Source organism: Streptosporangium sp. NBC_01639 (assembly GCF_045209755.1).
In the GTDB taxonomy this organism is placed as follows: Bacteria; Actinomycetota; Actinomycetes; order Streptosporangiales; family Streptosporangiaceae; genus Streptosporangium.
In genome coordinates, this window is the sequence record NZ_CP109272.1 from 1,727,787 (window position 1) to 1,743,490 (window position 15,704).

Consider the following 15,704-nt stretch of genomic DNA (forward strand, 5'->3'; position numbering starts at 1 on the left):
TTAAGTAAAAGTATGACTACTAATAGCTATTACTGGAGGGAAGCTTGGGTACGCGCAGCCGTATTTTGGTCCCCGCGCCCAGAGCGGTCTCCACCACGAGCCCGTACTCCTCGCCGTAGATGTGCCGGAACCGCACGTCCACGTTCGCCAGGCCGATCCCGCCCTCATCCGGCCCCCGGGACGGGCCGTCGCCGAGCAGCCGCCTGGCCCGCGCCGGGTCCATGCCGAGTCCGTCGTCCTCGACGCTGATGTGGGCCTCGGGGCCGGCGTCCCTGACCACCACCCGCACCTCACCGGAGCCGCCGGTGGCCGCTATGCCGTGCTTGATGGCGTTCTCGACGAGCGGCTGCAGGCACAGGAACGGCACGGGCACCGGCAGCACCTCCTGGGCGACCCGGACGGTGAAGCGGAGCCGTTCGCCGAACCTGGCCCGTTCCAGCAGCAGATAGCGGTCCACGCAGCGCAGCTCGTCGGCCAGGGTGGTGAAGTCCCCCCCTCGGCGCAGCGCGTGCCGGGTGAAGTCGGCGAAGTCCATCAGCAGCTCGCGGGCCCGCTCGGGGTCGGTGCGAACGAAGGAGGCGATGGTGGTCAGGGAGTTGTAGACGAAGTGCGGGGAGATCTGCGCGCGCAGCGCCCGGGTCTCGGCCTCCGTCGCGCGTCTGCGGGATGAGTCGAGGTCGGCCAGTTCGAGCTGGCCGGAGACCCAGCGGGCGACCTCGGTGACGGCCCGGACCAGCGCCACGCTCATCTCGGTGTCATAGGCGGTCAGCGCGCCGATCACCCGGCCGTCCACGGTGAGCGGCGCCACCGCCGCCCCCCGGATCACGCAGCCCGGCGTGCCGCAGTCGAGCGCGCTCCCCGCCACCACGTGCGGACGGCCCGACGAGAGCACGGTGCGGACGTGCTCGGACGCGTGCCCGCGGTGGCAGTCCGCCGCTCCGTCCCAGGCGAGCACGCCGTCGGCGTCGGTCACCGCGACGGCGCTGGCGCCCAGCAGCGCGCGCAGGTGGCGGACCGCCCGGCGGGCCGAGTCGCGCGTCAGTCCGGCACGCAGGGACGGCGCCGCCAGCGCGGCGACGTGCAGGGTGGCGAAGGTGGTCTCGCCCGCCGAGACGGACCGGTGGCGGGGGGACGGCGGCCGGCGACGGGACAGGACGAACCCGAGAAGAGTGCTGACAGCGCAGAGCAGCACCCAGCCGCCGGTCGACCACATGCGGGAAACCGTAGTCAACCGCTCCTGCGGATCAGGGGGGAACGCCGATCACGGCGGGCTTTCGCCCGCTTCCTCCCGGTAATCGATCACGGTGGCCCCTCGCCCGGCTCCTCCTGATAGGAGTAGCGCTGTTCCCGCCAGGGGTCGGCGACGTTGTGGTATCCGCGCTCCTCCCAGAAGCCGCGCCTGTCCTCCAGGAGATACTCCACCGCGCGCACCCATTTGACGCTCTTCCACGCGTACAGATGAGGGACGACCACCCGGACCGGGAACCCGCGCTCCGGGGAGAGGGGCTTCTCGTCGAGTTCGAGGGCGAACAGCGTGTGGGGGCGGGCGAAGTCGCTCATCCGCAGGTTGGCGCTGTAGCCGTACTCGGCCCAGACCATCACGTGCTTCACCCCCGGGGCGGGCGGGGCCAGCTCCATCAGCGTCGCCGCGGACACCCCGCGCCACTCGTTGCCCATGATCGAGAACTTGGTGACGCAGTGGAAGTCCGCCAGGACCGTGGTCCGCGGCAGCTCGGAGAACTCGGGCCAGGTGAACCTGTACTGCTCGCCCGAGGCGGTCGCGCCCATGACGCGGAACTCCCACGTCGCCGGGCGGAACGTGGGCACCCGGCCGTAGTGAATCACAGGACGTCCCCGGGGGACGTACTGGCCCGGAGGCAGGCGAGCCTCCTCCGGGGGTTCGGGCTGCTCCACCGTCACTCCCCTCGCCGTGTCCCGCTCGCACGCGGTGATCCTCTTCCCCGACGGCACGGGGTAATCCTGCCATCGCGTCTCCCGCGCCGCCCCGGCGGCCACCGGATAACGCCTTCTCGCCCGCTCGGAGGCCGTACCCCGGGCGCCCCGGGCCGTACGCCGGAGCGCCCGGGGCGCGGACGTGCTCCGGCGGTGCGGTATCCTTTCCGGCAATGCGTACCGTGTTCTGGTTTTGGTATGGCGACGGACCCGTGGGTCGGACCGTTCGCCACCAGATGCTGCGCTGACAGCCAGGCGAACGCGAAGGCCCCGGGTCCGATTACGGACCCGGGGCCTTCTGCGTTGGCGGACCTTTTCATCGAAGGAGAGACATGGTCATCGTCATGGGCCCCGACGCCGTACCGGCGGACATCGAGGCGATCGTTGAGACCATCGGCGGGGCGGGTGGCGAGGCGTTCGTCAGCCGGGGGGTGAGCCGCACGATCATCGGGCTGGTGGGCGACGTCGTCCAGTTCGGCACACTCGACCTGCGCGGCATGCGCGGAGTGGCCGACGTGATCCGGGTGACCGCCCCGTACAAGCTGGTGAGCAGGGACAACCATCCCGAGCGGTCCACGGTCCGGGTCGGCGGCGTGCCGATCGGCCCCGGCACGGTCACCCTGATCGCCGGCCCGTGCGCGGTGGAGACCCCGCAGCAGACCCTGGAGGCGGCCGAGATGGCCAAGGCCGCCGGGGCGACCCTGCTGCGCGGCGGCGCCTACAAGCCCCGCACCTCCCCCTACGCCTTCCAGGGACTGGGTGAGGCGGGCCTGCGCATCCTCGCCGACGTGCGTGAGCAGACCGGGCTGCCCGTGGTCACCGAGGTGGTGGACGCCCACGACGTCGAACTGGTCGCCTCCTACGCCGACATGCTGCAGGTCGGCACCCGCAACGCGCAGAACTTCGCGCTGCTGCAGGCGGTCGGCGCCATCGGCAAGCCGGTCATGCTCAAGCGCGGCATGAACGCCACCATCGAGGAGTGGCTGATGGCCGCCGAGTACATCGCCCAGCGCGGCAACCTCGACATCGTGCTGTGCGAGCGCGGCATCCGCACCTTCGAGACCGCGACCCGCAACACCCTGGACGTCTCCGCGGTCCCGGTCGCCCAGCGCCTGTCCCACCTTCCGGTCATCGTCGACCCGTCCCACTCCGGCGGCCTGCGGGACCTGGTCCTGCCGCTCACCCGCGCCGCCATCGCGGTCGGTGCCGACGGCGTGATCATCGACGTCCACCCGCACCCCGAGCTGGCCCTCTGCGACGGCCCCCAGGCCCTGGTCGACGGGGATCTGCACGAGCTCGCCCGCGTGCTGCGCGAGTTCCCGCCGCTGGTGGGCAAGGTCGCGGCGGGCGACACGCTGACGCCCGCCTGACCGTCGCCGGATCACGCCCTGTGCACCCACGCCACGGCCGCGGCACCACAAGCCGCCGGCCGTGTCTCACCGGTGGTTCGGGCCGGGACGGGCTCAGCCCTCCAGCCGGTACTCCTGGAGGGATCCGGCGAGCTGGACGGCGAGCTCCTCGGCGTCCAGCCGCCTCTCGATCTGCTTCAGATCCGCGATCTTGGCGGCGGTCTCGACGCGGCGGGGGGCCAGCAGGGTGCAGCAGTCCTCGTCGGGGAGCTCGGAGATCTCCAGGGTGCCGATACGGCGGGCCTCGGCCATGATCTCGGTCTTGTCGAGGCCGATGAGCGGGCGCAGGATCGGCAGGTCGACGGCGTCGTCCTGGGCGGTGATGTTCTGCAGGGTCTGGGAGGAGACCTGACCGAGGGAGTCACCGGTGATCAGCGCCCTGGCACGGAGACGGCGGGCGACCTCCTCGGCGGTCTTGAGCATGAGGCGGCGCTGGGCGATGATCGCCAGGCGCTCCTGACCGGAGGCCTTGATCGACTGCTGGGCCTTGCCGAAGGGGACGACCCAGAGCCGTGACCGGCCCTGGAACTTGTCCAGGGCGCGCACCAGGGCGTACGCCTTGTAGATGGACTCCGACGTGGTGAACGGGATGCCGGAGAAGTGCAGGAAGTCCACCCGCAGACCGCGCCGCATCATCCGGTAGGCGGCCACCGGGGAGTCGATGCCGCCGGACATCAGCACCAGCGCCCGGCCGCTGGTGCCGACCGGCAGGCCGCCCTGGCCGGGCAGGCCGCCGGTGAAGACGAAGACCTCGTCCCTGTCCACCTCGATGGAGACGACCAGCTCGGGGTTCTTCAGATCGACCGGCAGGCCGTAGATGTCGTTGAGCTCGCCGCCGACCGAACGGTCGATCTCCATCGAGGTCATCGGGAAGCGCTTGTCGCGGCGGCGGGAGCGGACCGCGAAGGAGACCCCGCGCCTGACGTCGTCCCGGTCGGCCAGCAGCTCGATCGCCGCCTTGGTGACCGCCCCCGGGTCCTTCTCCACCCGCCATGCCCGGTGGACCCAGACCAGCCCGGGGACGTAGGTGACCCGCTCGGCGACCGCGTCGGCGACCTCCGCGGAGGTGCCGTCGGGCAGGAAGAGGGCGATCACGCCGTGGCGTTGGCGCACGTCCACCTTGAAGTCGAAATCCCTCAGGGCCGCCTTGATGTTGGCCTGCAACCGCTGTTCGAAAAGCTCGCGGTTGTTTCCCTTGAGGACGACCTCGCCCAGTTTGAGCAGAACGCAGGGCTCGCCCAAGGCGGACATGGTCATGGTGCAACCTCCGGTGGCGCTTTGAGGGGAATGTAGGTTCATCGCCAAGTGTCGCGCGTGGTCGCGTAAAGACAAAGGCTCGGCCTCGCCACTTTAGTCGCCCCCATGACCTGCCCTCGCCGGGATCCGGGCCCGGCGGACGGGCCATGCGTCACGGGACCAGGATGAACTTCCGTCCCGCACCCGCCGCGAACCGCGCGTAGGCGTCGCCGGCCTGGGCCAGCGGCACGGCGGTGGCTCCGACGATCTTCCCGGCGTCGAACCCGCCCAGGAGCACGGCACGGGCCAGTTCGTCCTGGTAGCGGCGGGCGGGGGTGGCGCCCGAGGTCACGGTGAGCGCCTTGGACCAGATCCCGCCCAGCCGTACTCCCAGGGGTGCCCCGCCTCCCGGGTAGACGCCGGGGACGGCGACGGCGCCGCCCGGCCCCACCACCGACACCACGTCGTTGAACGCGGCGGCCGGTGGTGTGCCCTCGCCGTCGAGCCCGGGGGCCGAGGCCCCCACGCAGTCGATGCCCGCGTCCACGTGCCGCCGTCCGGTGATCTCCGCCACCGCGTCCGCGAGGTCGCCCCGGGAGAGGTCGACGGGCTCGAAGCCGACGGTCCGGGCGTGCGTGAGGCGCTCGGTGTTGAAGTCGCCGATCAGGACGGCGGCGGCGCCGAGCAGCCGGCAGGCCGCCGCGCACGCCAGCCCGACAGGTCCCGCACCCGCGATGTAGACGGTCGAGCCGGGACGGACCCGGGCGTTCAACGCGGCGTGGTAGCCGGTGGGCAGGACGTCGCCGAGCAGGGCGACGTCGAGCAGGCGTTCTCCCGCCTGGTCGGCGTCGGGGAGGACGTACAGGTTGAAGTCGGCGTAGGGCACCAGCGCGAATTCGGCCTGCAGGCCGCACCAGCCGCCGAAACCCTCGCCCATCCCGTAGGTCCCGCCCGGTCTGGCCGGGTTGACGCTCAGGCAGTGGCTGGTGAGCCCGGAGCGGCAGTTCGCACACCGCCCGCAGGCCACGTTGAACGGCACCGAGCAGACATCGCCCACGCTGACCCGCTCGACGTCTCTGCCGACCTCGGTGACGACCCCGGTGAGCTCGTGCCCGAGCACCATGCCCGGGGCCGCGCCGGGGCCGTGCAGGGTGTGCTGGTCGGAGCCGCACACGCCGGTGGCGAGAGTCCGGATGATCACACCGTGGTCGCATCGCCTCGGCAGGACGCCGGGCGCCGGCCGTACGTCGAGGGAGGGCAGCGGGACCTCGCGGACCTCGGCCCGCCCCGGCTCCGCGTAGACGACGGCGGTCTGGGTACTCATCACAGGCCTCCCGACGCCTCGAAGCCGCGCTTGCCGCGCCTGCCCGGCACGAGCATCCGTTCGAGCACCTCGACCAGGATGAACAGCGCGAAGCCGATGATCGTGAGCCAGGCGATCGCGGCGAAGACGGTGAGGCTGTCCATGTCACCGCGCGCGGTGATGAGCAGCACGCCCAGGCCGGTGTCGGCGCCGACGAACTCGGCCACCACGGCGCCCACGACGGCCAGCGTGATGCCGACCTTGATGCCGGCGAAGATGCTCGGCAGCGCCCAGGGCCAGCGGACCTTCCAGAACGCCTGCCACCGGTTGGCCCCCATCGACCTGACCAGCATCAGGCTCTCCGGCCTGGCCGCGCGGAAGCCGACGAGCGCGTCGATGACCACGGGGAAGAAGCAGATCAGCGCGACCATCAGGATCTTCGGTAGCTGACCGAAGCCGAACCAGATGATGAACAGCGGCGCGATCGCCACCTTGGGCACCACCTGCGCGACGATGAGCAGGGGATACACCGCCCGGCGCACGATGCTGCTGTAGATCATGGCGACCGCGATGGGCAGTGCGACGACGATCGCCAGCGCGAACCCGACGAAGATGGCGATGATCGTCGGCACCGACTGCTCGGCGAACACGTCGAGGTCGGTGAACATCTTCGCGATGACGTCGCCGGGAGCGGGAAGGACGTACTCCTTCAGGCCGCCGAAGGTCACCAGCCCCTGCCAGATCGCGATGATCACGATGACGAGGCCGATCGGCAGCGCCCAGTCGGCCACCCGCTCCTTCAGCGGCGGGCCCTGCGGGGCGGGACGGCGCCGTCCTCCCCGAACGGGGGACGCCGCCGGACGCTGGTCGGTCTGGGTCACTTGTCCTCCTCCTTGAGCACACCGAGGTTCTCGAAGACGTGCCGGATGTCTCCGACGAGGTCGGCGAACTCCCGTGATCCCCGCACGCTCAGATGGCGCGGGCGCTCCAGCGGAACGCGGAACTCCGCGGCGATCCTGGCCGGGCGCGGCGAGAACACCAGCACCCGGTCGGCCAGGAACACCGCCTCATCGATGCTGTGGGTGACGAACACGACGGTCTTGCGCCGCTCCATCCACAGCCGCTGCAGGTCGATCTGGATCTGGTCGCGGGTCAGCGCGTCGAGCGCGCCGAAGGGCTCGTCCATGACGAGGATCTCCGGGTCGTGCAGCAGCGCCCTGCACAGCGCGACCCGCTGCTGCATGCCGCCGGACAGCTCGTCGGGGTGGTGGTCCTCGAACCCGGCCAGGCCCACCTGCGCGAGGAGTTCACGGGCCCGCGCCTCCGCCTGGTCCCTGGCGGTGCGTCTGATCTCCGCCTGCAGCATCACGTTCTGCAGTGCCGTACGCCAGGGCAGCAGTTCGGCGTTCTGGAAGACCATCCCCAGGTCGGTGTACGGCTCCAGCACCGGGCGGCCGGACACCCGCACCTGGCCTCCGGTCGGCTGGGTCAGCCCGGCCAGCGCCATCAGCAGCGTGCTCTTGCCGCAACCGCTCGGCCCGACGATCGCCAGGAACTCGCCGCGATCCAGGTCGAAGGACATCTCCTCGACCGCGGTGACGACGCCGTTCCCGGTGTCGAACGCCTTGGCGAAACGGTCGAACTCCACGAAGGGGGCTACGGTGGCCATCGGCTACTTCCCCTCTCCGAGAGAGTCCGTACAGCCCGACAGCAGGGCGTTGCTCGCGGCGCCCGCGGGCGTGACCTTCCCCGCAGCGACTCCGCCGTACTGTTCCATCAGCTTGATGGTGCTCGTCCAGTCGGCCTCGGCGGTGCAGCCGAACGGCTGGCCCTCACTGGCCTTGGTCGTCATCAGGTCGGCCGAGGCCAGCCACTGGGCCTTGACGACCTCCTTGGACAGGGCGCTGGTCTTGGCCACCTTGAAGAAGGAGCCCACGGCGTCGTCGATGTTCTTGTTGGTGTACTCGACGGCCTCGGCGGTGGCGGCGAGGAACTTCTTCAGCGTCTCCGGCTGTTCCTTGACGAAGGTGTCAGAGGCGACGATGCCCGAGCTGAGCACGTCGAGCCCGGCGTCGGCGTAGCTGAACTCGACCAGCTCGCACTTGCACTTCTCCTCCATGTTCGCCTTGGTGACGTTCAGCAGTCCGAAGGTGAACTGCGACTCGCCCTGCACGAAGAGGCTGTCCCGAGTGGGAATGTCCACCTTGTTGAAGGTCACCAAGGCGGGGTCGAGGCCGCTGGCCTTGGCGAAGGCGGGGAAGAGGATCTCGGAGGCGGAACCCGCGGTGAAGCCGGAGGTCTTGCCGGCCAGGTCCTTGGCGCTCTTGATCCCGGAGTCCGCCCTGACGAAGAGGGTCAGCGGGGAACGCTGGACCATGCCCGCGACCATCTTGACGGGCACCTCCTTGCCGACGGCCTGGACCAGGGCGCCGCCGTCGGCGTAGCCGATGTCGTCGGAGCCGTTGCCCACGGTCTGGATCGTGGTGGCCGACCCCTTGCCGGGGTTCAGCGTCACGTCGATGCCGTGCTTGCGGTAGATGCCCTTGTCCACCCCGGCCAGCAGGGGAAGCACGGCGCCCGTGTAGAAGACGTCCGTCCGCACCTTGACCGACGCCTGCTCGGCCCCGTCCTGGGAGTCGCCGGACCCCCCGCACGCGGAGACGGCGAGGAGCGCCGTAACCGCCAGGAGAGCACCCGGAAGCGTCCTGCGCGGCCAGCGGAGAGAGGTGAAAGGTTTACGCATCACTGCCTCATCTGAGCTGAAAGCAGACGACGCCGGCCGTCCGCGGGAACATCCATCGCCTGGGGATGGACATGGCAAATTAACTTGGTGCAAAGTATTTCTACAGCAAGTAGCTTGTGTCAAGGTATCTTGGTTCCGCTACGATACCCCGGCTGGATTTCCCCTTACCTACGGGTGGCGACGATGGACTCTGTTGAGAAGGTGCTTCACGAGTGGCGCCGCGAGAGGCCCGATCTCGACGCCTCGCCGATAGGCGTCTTCGCCCGGTTGCGCCAGGCGGCCGAGATGTCCCGCCACGAGCTGGAGGCCTACCTGGCCCCGTTCGGCCTGACGCCGAAGTCCTTCGACGTGCTCGCCAACCTCCGCAGAGGCGGCGCCCCCTACCGCAAGACCCCGTCCCAGCTGGCCGAGTCGTCGCTGCTGTCCAGCGGCGCGATGACCGGCCGCCTCGACGGACTCGAAGGCCAGGGCCTCATCAGGCGCACGCCCCACCCTACCGACCGCCGGGTGATGTACGCCGAGCTGACCGACGCGGGCATCAAGCTCATCGACGAGGCCTTCGCGGTGCACCTCGCCAACGAGGAGGCCCTGCTGGGCGACCTGTCACCGGAGGACCGCGCGCGGATCGCCGATGCCCTGTCCGTCCTCGAAGAGTCGATGCGGGCCGCCCAGAACAGGAGACGATGACATGCGGTTCACCGACGAGATCCTGATCGGCGGTGTGTGGCGGCGGGGCGGCGGCGAGCTCATCGAGACGCGCGACCCCGCGACCGGTGAGGTGATCACCGCGATTCACGGCGCCGACCTCGACGACGTGCACCAGGCGGTGGAGTCCGGACGCCGGGCCGCCGCCGAACCCGGATGGCGGGACCTGCTCCCCCACGAGCGGGCGCGTCTCCTCGTCCGGATCGCCGGCCTGATCGACGAACGGGCCGAGAAGCTCGCCACGCTGCAGACCACGGACACCGGGAAGTCCGTCAACGAGACGCGGGCGCTGGTGGCCAGCGCCGCTGGAACGTTCCGCTACTTCGCCGCGGCGCTGGAGACCCTGGAGGGAGCCCGGACTCCCCCGCGCGGCCAGTATCTGAGCATGAGCGTGCACGAGCCGATCGGAGTCGTCGGCGCGATCACGCCGTGGAACTCGCCGATCGCCAGCGATGCCCAGAAGATCGCTCCCGCCCTCGCCGCCGGCAACGCGGTGGTGCTCAAACCGGCCGAATGGACTCCGCTCGTGTCCCTGGCCCTCGGCCGGCTGATCACGGAGGCGGGACTGCCGGCCGGGCTGCTGTCGGTGCTGCCGGGGCCGGGCAGGACGATCGGCGACGCGGTCGTCCGGCATCCCCTGGTGGGCAAGGTGACCTTCACCGGTGGCACGGTCACCGGCCGCGCCATCGGCGCGGCCGCCGCCGAGAAGATCATGCCGGTCTCGCTGGAACTGGGCGGCAAGTCGCCGACGATCGTCTTCCCCGACGCCGACCTCGACCTGACCGTGGCCGGCATCCTCTACGGGATCTTCTCCTCGTCGGGTCAGAGCTGCATCGCGGGGTCCCGGGTGTTCATCCACGCCGACCACTACGACGAGGTGCTCGACCGGCTCGTACGGCACACCGAGAAGCTACGGATCGGTCCGGGCGGCGATCCGGCCACGCAGGTGGCCCCGCTGGTGACCCACGCGCACCGCGACCGGGTGGCCGCGATGGTGGACCGGGCCCGCGAGGAGGGCGCCCGGGTGCTGTGCGGCGGCCGGCCGCCGGAGGGACCGGAGTACGCCGCGGGCGCCTACTACCTGCCGACCATTCTCGACGGCCTGTCCAACGGCTCGGCCACCTGCCAGGAGGAGATCTTCGGCCCGGTGCTCGTCGCCCTCCCGTTCGCCGACGAGGAAGACCTGGTGCAGCAGGCCAACGACAGCGTGTACGGCCTGGCCTGCGGCATCTGGACGCGCGACTACCGCACGGCCTGGCGGGTGGCCCGCCGGATCGAGGCGGGCACGGTCTGGATCAACACCTACAAGCAGTTCAGCATCTCCACACCCTTCGGCGGGTGGAAGCAGAGCGGCACGGGCACGGAGAAGGGGCGCGAGGGCATCCTCGCCTACGCCCGGCAGAAGAGCCTCTACTGGGGAATGGGCGAGGAGCCGCTGCCCTGGGCAGGCGTCTGAGCGACAGCGAGGGCCGCTCCGCCGCATCGGCAGGCCCGTGCCCTGCGCAAGATCCCACATGTTGCCCGGCGGGGTTGCGTCCATATTTAGCTTGGTGCTAAAACACTTATAGCAAAATATCTTTGCACCAAGCTAATTGTCGTCGACACGGAAGCAGGACAACTCCCATGAGCCAGCCCGAAGCCACCACTCCAGTGAACCTCGACGCCCTCATCGACTCGTGCATCGCGAGCCGTGACAGCCGCTACGAGGACTGGGACACCCTGGGCTTCCAGGCCAAGGCGGGCGACGAGTTCCGCCGCGCACAGATCCGCTACGTCGGCTCCGGCGCCACCGGCAACCACGAGACCGACAACCGGATCATCCCCTCGGGCGGCTTCACCTTCTCCAACATGCGCCTGCCGGTCGGTGCCGTGGGGCCCGAGCACACCCACCATGACGCGGAGGAGGCCTTCTTCGTCCTGGAGGGCACCCTCGAGGTCACCGTGCACGACGTCGAGGACGGCACGAAGACCGCGAGCCGCGTGCTCGGCTACCGAGACCTGATCCGGGTGCCCGCGGGCGTCCCCAGGAGCCTGCGCAACATCGGCGACACCGACGCGCTGTTCTGCGTGGTCATCGGGACGCAGAAGCCGCAGGTTCCCACCTACCCGGCCACCTCGGCGATGCACGGCGTCACCCGGGACTGACATGTTCAAGCGATGCCGCGCCGTACCGGCTCCGGAGCAGACCGGCACCCGCCCGTCCGGTGAGGCGGACGAGACCATGCGTTCGCTGACCGCCGAGCCGGTCCGAAGGAGGGAGAAGTGATGCGGGTAGCCGTGCTGGGCAGCGGCGCGATCGGCGGTGTGGTCATCTCCGCACTGGAATCCGGGGAGGTTCCGGGCGCCCGGTTGACCGCCGTGGTGAACCTCGGCGACTCGCTGGAGGACGCCCTCCCCCTCGCCGACCTCGTGGTCGAATGCGCCGGGCAACGCGCCCTGGCCGAACTCGGCCCCAAGGTGATCGACGCCGGCAAGGATCTGCTCGTCGTCTCGATCGGCGCGCTCACCGACGACGCCCTGCACGAGCGGCTGCGCGGCGGACCCGGCCGGCTCTTCCTCACCTCGGGCGCGATCGGCGGACTGGACCTGCTCCGCGCCGCCGCGCTGATGGCGCCGCTGGAGACGGTACGGATCGTCACCACCAAGAAGCCGTCCACCCTGGGCGTCCCGGATACGGGCGGGCCGGTGGAGGTCATGCGCGGTCCGGCCAGGCAGATCGCGGCGGCCTTCCCCAAGTCCACCAACGTGGCCGCGGCGGTGGCGCTCGCGGCCGGTTCCTTCGACATCGTCGAGGCGGTCGTCATGGCCGACCCCGCCGCCACGCTGACCTCGCATGTGATCACCGCATCGGGACCGGCGGGCGACTACCGGTTCGAGATCCGCAACCGGCCGTCGGAGCAGAACCCGGCCAGCAGCCAGGTCGTGCCGCACGCCGTACTGACGGCGCTGAGGGAACTGGCGCGATGAGTGACACCTACGGTGCCGCGGCGGGCGCGGCGGACACCCGCACCGGCGATGCTGTGCGATCCGTCCCCGCGGCCGCCCTGGAGGGCCTCCATGTCCGTGACAGCGGCGGGACGGGCGATCCGGTCCTGCTGCTGCACGGCATCGGCGGCAGCGCCGACTCCTTCACCGAGCAGTTCGCCGCCCTGTCGTCCCGCCATCGGGTGCTGGCCTGGGACGCGCCCGGCTACGCCCGTTCGGCCGATCCGGACGCGGCACCCGGCATGTCCGGTTACGCCGCGCTCGCGGCGCTGCTGCTGCGGGAACGCGGAGCGACCCCCGCACACGTGGTGGGAGTCTCCTGGGGCGGCGTGATCGCCACCCGGCTCGCGCTTGAGCATCCTGACGTGCTCCGGTCGCTTGTGCTGGTCGACTCGCTGCGCGGTTCCGGCCGTACGGCCGCGCAGGCTGCGGCGATGCGATCCCGGGCGGCCGAACTGGGCGAACTCGGCCCGGCCGCGTTCGCCGCGGCCCGAGGTCCGAGGCTGGTGTCCCCCGAGGCGCCCGCCGAACTGGTGGAGCGGGTGGCGGCCGCGATGACCCGGTCGATCCGGCTGCCCGGCTATGCCTACGCCGCCTCGTCGATGGCCGAGACCGATCACAGCGACGCGCTCGGCACGCTCACCGTACCCACGATGGTCGTCGCCGGTGACCGTGACCTCGTCACCGGCGTGGTGGAGAGCGAGGCCATCGTCGCGGCGGTGCCCGGTGCGCGGCTTACCGTGATCGAGGGCGCCGGGCACCTGTCCAATGTGGAACGTCCCGAAGAGTTCAACCGCCTGCTGATGGAGTGGCTCGCATAGGGAACCCCGCCGATGCCGCCGGCGCCGGGCCCGTACGGGGTTGTGGCCGCCGGCACCTGGCATGGGCGCGATCTCGCCTGCCGCATGGACGTGTCGCATGGACGTCCCGGGGCCGGCCGCGACATCGCGGTCGGCCCCGGGCTCGCCCACCCGGAAATCGCCACAGTGAAAACGCATGCCGAAATACCACCGGCGGTAATTTAAAGGGCCGGTTCCGCGCAGCACGAATTACGCGCATGAAAATGACGCGCCGAATCTGCGATTATCCGGGATTCGATGCCCCGGCGACACCCGGACCATTCGACAATCGATGATCCGGGCACCGGACCCCATTTCGATCCCCTCGGCCGATCACCGCCTTTCTGCACCGACGGCGACCGAAGACCTCACTTCCTGAATCGCCTTCCTGCCAGGCGGGGATCGTCCGGCGGCAATGGCACGATCACCTCAGGAATTATCATCGCCTTCCGAAGGGACTCCGCAGGTATTGCCTTCGGCGCCGGAGCCGTTCTGACGGGCCGACACCCGGGCAGCGTCCGTTTCACTCCCCCGGGGGCCGGCCATGAGGGCTCACCCGCCGTCCGGCAGGCTCCGGTTCCCGCCCGCGTCAGTCCGGTCGTTACTGCTGTTGCTGCTGCTGTTGCTGCTGCTGTTGCTGCTGTTGCTGCTGCTGTTGCTGCTGTTGCTGTTGCTGTTGCTGTTGCTGTTGCTGCTGTTGCTGCTGTTGCTGCTGCTGCTGCTGCTGCTGCTGCTGCTGCTGCTGCTGCTGTTGCTGCTGCTGCTGCTGCTGCTGCTGCTGCTGCTGTTGATGGCCTCTTCGTCTACAGCGCGCGGGATTGTTGTGGAACTCGCACGGATGTCCCATGGAAACGGATGTCGTAGCGGCGTAGGACGGCGTGGCGGCACTTGCGGCCTGGCCCGGCATCGTCATGGGGACGATGAGAGCGGAGGCCGCCATCACACCGGCGGCGAATGTGTTCTTGACCTTGATCATGAGAGATTCCTTCGCATCGCACGGACATGCCCGGGCAGTACCCGGGCCGGCGGATCGCCGAATCGACGTCACGAAAAAGCCGATACGGCACATAATCCAAATTCCACGCTAGTTGAGGAGAACTTCGGCGCTTATAACAGCGAGGCAAAAGCATTCATTCACCGGGATTACCCTTCGATTCGCCACTGGAACCGACAGGGACCACCCGGTCACACTCGGCTACATTTATCCGCCGAGGGCCTTTCTTCCAAAGGATTTCCTCAGCTCCCGAGTGCAACGACCCGGTAGGTCATCGCGACCTGAACCCATCATCTGCGGGAAATGCTTTCGCCGGGCCGGTCAGGTATAGCTGGATTTCTCAGCATTTCCCATGGACTCCGGCGAGGTCGGCGGGCCGCCGTACAAGGTCCGAGCGCGGGGTGCGGGGTGCGGAGCGCGGAGTGTGGGGCGCGGAGTATGGGGCGCGAGGCGCGGGTGTGGGGCGCGACTACGGACGGCACGGCACTCGCGACGGTCCGCTCGGACGGCCACCCGATCGCCAGGAGATCCGGCCATCTGTACCGGTGGAACCATGATCAGCTGCGATAATCGCCGTTCCCCCACATAGAGAAATGGATCATGTCTCACGTAGACCACTTCTCCTACGGCCTGCTCACCCCCGTGCTGGCCTATGTCATGTCGGGCATCGGCTGCCTGCTGGGCCTGCTGCTCACCGCGAGGGCACGGGTGACCACAGGTCCGTCCCGGCTGCGATGGCTGATCGGCGGGGCACTGTCCATCGGCGGCACCGGCGTCTGGGGCATGCACTTCATCGCCATGATGGGGTTCACCGTGGGCGGCCGGATCCGCTACGACGTACCCATGACGATCGGCTCGGCGGTGCCGGCGGTGGTCGTCGTCTGCGCCGGCCTGTTCCTGGCCTCCCGCGGGGACGAGAGGCTGGTCCCTCTTCTCGGCGGTGGGCTGCTCACCGGTCTCGGCATGGCCGGGATGCACTACGTCGGCATGTTCGCGATGAACATGTCGGCGCGCATCTCCTACGACCCGCTGCTGGTGGGGCTCTCGGTGGTGATCGCGATAGCCGCCTCGACCGTGGCGCTCTGGTTCACCCGGCGGGTCGACGGCGCGCTCGCCACCGGCGGCGCGGCCCTGATCATGGCCATCGCGGTATGCGGCATGCACTACGTCGGCATGTTCGCGGTGGAGGTGCAGTCCCAGGTCTCCCTGACGCCGGTCACCGGGATGCGGGGCGGAGACTTCATCCTGCCCACCCTGGTCGTGGTCAGCCTGCTGACGCTCGGCCTGTTGCTGGCCGTGGTGCTGTCGCCTTCGGAGCAGGAACAGCAGGACGACGACGCGCTGCTGGCACAGCTGGAGACTCTGCAGAGCGCGGCTCCGCCCCTCACCCCGTCCATATCGCCGGCCGCATCGCCGGCCGGGGCACCGGAGCGGCCCTCGCTGTTCGACCCCGGCAAGAGCTGAGTTCGGCCCCGGCGAGAACCGGCGTACGGCCTGCGTCATCGCAGGCCGTCTGATCGAGGTGAGCGCCGTATGC

The 15,704-nt window shown here is 69.8% G+C and carries 15 protein-coding genes; 7 read left to right on the plus strand and 8 right to left on the minus strand.

Features of this window, described 5'->3' with window-relative positions; genetic code table 11:
- Nucleotides 1-19: 19 nt before the first annotated feature.
- Nucleotides 20-1,213 (minus strand): histidine kinase, encoded by a 1,194-nt coding sequence (locus OHA77_RS07630; RefSeq protein WP_406317056.1) that lies wholly within the window; start codon nt 1,211-1,213, stop codon nt 20-22.
- An 86-nt stretch (nt 1,214-1,299) separates the two neighbouring features.
- On the minus strand, nt 1,300-1,920 hold the full coding sequence (locus tag OHA77_RS07635; RefSeq protein WP_406319799.1) for a molybdopterin-dependent oxidoreductase: 621 nt from the start codon (nt 1,918-1,920) through the stop codon (nt 1,300-1,302).
- A gap of 365 nt (nt 1,921-2,285) precedes the next feature.
- Between OHA77_RS07635 and aroF the strand changes: the two genes are divergently transcribed.
- Nucleotides 2,286-3,323 (plus strand): 3-deoxy-7-phosphoheptulonate synthase, encoded by a 1,038-nt coding sequence (gene aroF / locus OHA77_RS07640; protein WP_326821353.1) that lies wholly within the window; start codon nt 2,286-2,288, stop codon nt 3,321-3,323.
- Between the two features lie 93 nt (nt 3,324-3,416).
- Here aroF and thiI read toward each other — a convergent pair whose 3' ends face one another.
- The 5 genes from thiI to OHA77_RS07665 all read right to left on the minus strand — a co-directional run bounded on the left by thiI (nt 3,417) and on the right by OHA77_RS07665 (nt 8,644).
- Nucleotides 3,417-4,619 carry a tRNA uracil 4-sulfurtransferase ThiI gene (gene thiI, locus OHA77_RS07645; protein WP_406317058.1) on the minus strand — a complete coding sequence of 401 codons (1,203 nt, stop codon included), beginning with the start codon at nt 4,617-4,619 and terminating at the stop codon, nt 3,417-3,419.
- 151 nt (nt 4,620-4,770) lie between these two features.
- Complete coding sequence (locus OHA77_RS07650) at nt 4,771-5,922, minus strand: alcohol dehydrogenase catalytic domain-containing protein (protein ID WP_406317059.1); 1,152 nt, start codon at nt 5,920-5,922, stop codon at nt 4,771-4,773.
- Entirely contained in the window at nt 5,922-6,782 is an 861-nt protein-coding gene (locus OHA77_RS07655; RefSeq protein ID WP_406317060.1) for an ABC transporter permease, read from the minus strand. The genes OHA77_RS07650 and OHA77_RS07655 overlap by 1 nt, the downstream gene beginning before the upstream one ends.
- A complete protein-coding gene (locus tag OHA77_RS07660; protein WP_326821349.1) occupies nt 6,779-7,570 on the minus strand; it encodes an ABC transporter ATP-binding protein in 792 nt (263 codons plus the stop codon). The genes OHA77_RS07655 and OHA77_RS07660 overlap by 4 nt, the downstream gene beginning before the upstream one ends.
- Nucleotides 7,571-7,573: 3 nt before the next feature.
- Nucleotides 7,574-8,644, minus strand: a complete 1,071-nt coding sequence (locus OHA77_RS07665) for an ABC transporter substrate-binding protein (protein WP_406317061.1) — start codon at nt 8,642-8,644, stop codon at nt 7,574-7,576.
- A 183-nt stretch (nt 8,645-8,827) separates the two neighbouring features.
- On the opposite strand from OHA77_RS07665, the gene OHA77_RS07670 reads away from it, so the two are divergent.
- The 5 genes from OHA77_RS07670 to OHA77_RS07690 all read left to right on the plus strand — a co-directional run bounded on the left by OHA77_RS07670 (nt 8,828) and on the right by OHA77_RS07690 (nt 13,155).
- The gene (locus OHA77_RS07670) at nt 8,828-9,331 is read left to right on the plus strand and encodes a MarR family transcriptional regulator (protein ID WP_326821347.1); all 504 of its coding nucleotides are present in this window, start codon (nt 8,828-8,830) and stop codon (nt 9,329-9,331) included.
- Between the two features lies 1 nt (nt 9,332).
- Nucleotides 9,333-10,805: an aldehyde dehydrogenase gene (locus OHA77_RS07675; RefSeq protein ID WP_406317063.1), complete on the plus strand. Its 1,473-nt coding sequence runs from the start codon at nt 9,333-9,335 to the stop codon at nt 10,803-10,805.
- 167 nt (nt 10,806-10,972) lie between these two features.
- Nucleotides 10,973-11,494 carry a cupin domain-containing protein gene (locus tag OHA77_RS07680; RefSeq protein WP_406317064.1) on the plus strand — a complete coding sequence of 174 codons (522 nt, stop codon included), beginning with the start codon at nt 10,973-10,975 and terminating at the stop codon, nt 11,492-11,494.
- A gap of 120 nt (nt 11,495-11,614) precedes the next feature.
- Complete coding sequence (locus tag OHA77_RS07685) at nt 11,615-12,316, plus strand: aspartate dehydrogenase domain-containing protein (protein ID WP_406319800.1); 702 nt, start codon at nt 11,615-11,617, stop codon at nt 12,314-12,316.
- Nucleotides 12,313-13,155, plus strand: a complete 843-nt coding sequence (locus OHA77_RS07690; RefSeq protein WP_406317066.1) for an alpha/beta fold hydrolase — start codon at nt 12,313-12,315, stop codon at nt 13,153-13,155. The genes OHA77_RS07685 and OHA77_RS07690 overlap by 4 nt, the downstream gene beginning before the upstream one ends.
- 619 nt (nt 13,156-13,774) lie before the next feature.
- On the opposite strand, the gene OHA77_RS07695 is transcribed toward OHA77_RS07690, so the two are convergent.
- Nucleotides 13,775-14,149 carry a hypothetical protein gene (locus tag OHA77_RS07695; protein ID WP_406317067.1) on the minus strand — a complete coding sequence of 125 codons (375 nt, stop codon included), beginning with the start codon at nt 14,147-14,149 and terminating at the stop codon, nt 13,775-13,777.
- Between the two features lie 618 nt (nt 14,150-14,767).
- On the opposite strand from OHA77_RS07695, the gene OHA77_RS07700 reads away from it, so the two are divergent.
- Nucleotides 14,768-15,631 carry an MHYT domain-containing protein gene (locus OHA77_RS07700; protein WP_406317068.1) on the plus strand — a complete coding sequence of 288 codons (864 nt, stop codon included), beginning with the start codon at nt 14,768-14,770 and terminating at the stop codon, nt 15,629-15,631.
- The last annotated feature ends 73 nt before the right edge of the window (nt 15,632-15,704 follow it).

What these genes read in the sequence shown, in the direction of transcription:
- OHA77_RS07630 (WP_406317056.1), bottom strand. Translation starts at nt 1,213, where the DNA reads ATGTGGTCGACCGGCGGCTGGGTGCTGCTCTGCGCTGTCAGCACTCTT.
- aroF (WP_326821353.1), top strand. Translation starts at nt 2,286, where the DNA reads ATGGTCATCGTCATGGGCCCCGACGCCGTACCGGCGGACATCGAGGCG.
- thiI (WP_406317058.1), bottom strand. Translation starts at nt 4,619, where the DNA reads ATGACCATGTCCGCCTTGGGCGAGCCCTGCGTTCTGCTCAAACTGGGC.
- OHA77_RS07650 (WP_406317059.1), bottom strand. Translation starts at nt 5,922, where the DNA reads ATGAGTACCCAGACCGCCGTCGTCTACGCGGAGCCGGGGCGGGCCGAG.
- OHA77_RS07660 (WP_326821349.1), bottom strand. Translation starts at nt 7,570, where the DNA reads ATGGCCACCGTAGCCCCCTTCGTGGAGTTCGACCGTTTCGCCAAGGCG.
- OHA77_RS07665 (WP_406317061.1), bottom strand. Translation starts at nt 8,644, where the DNA reads ATGCGTAAACCTTTCACCTCTCTCCGCTGGCCGCGCAGGACGCTTCCG.
- OHA77_RS07670 (WP_326821347.1), top strand. Translation starts at nt 8,828, where the DNA reads ATGGACTCTGTTGAGAAGGTGCTTCACGAGTGGCGCCGCGAGAGGCCC.
- OHA77_RS07675 (WP_406317063.1), top strand. Translation starts at nt 9,333, where the DNA reads ATGCGGTTCACCGACGAGATCCTGATCGGCGGTGTGTGGCGGCGGGGC.
- OHA77_RS07680 (WP_406317064.1), top strand. Translation starts at nt 10,973, where the DNA reads ATGAGCCAGCCCGAAGCCACCACTCCAGTGAACCTCGACGCCCTCATC.
- OHA77_RS07685 (WP_406319800.1), top strand. Translation starts at nt 11,615, where the DNA reads ATGCGGGTAGCCGTGCTGGGCAGCGGCGCGATCGGCGGTGTGGTCATC.
- OHA77_RS07690 (WP_406317066.1), top strand. Translation starts at nt 12,313, where the DNA reads ATGAGTGACACCTACGGTGCCGCGGCGGGCGCGGCGGACACCCGCACC.
- OHA77_RS07695 (WP_406317067.1), bottom strand. Translation starts at nt 14,149, where the DNA reads ATGATCAAGGTCAAGAACACATTCGCCGCCGGTGTGATGGCGGCCTCC.
- OHA77_RS07700 (WP_406317068.1), top strand. Translation starts at nt 14,768, where the DNA reads ATGTCTCACGTAGACCACTTCTCCTACGGCCTGCTCACCCCCGTGCTG.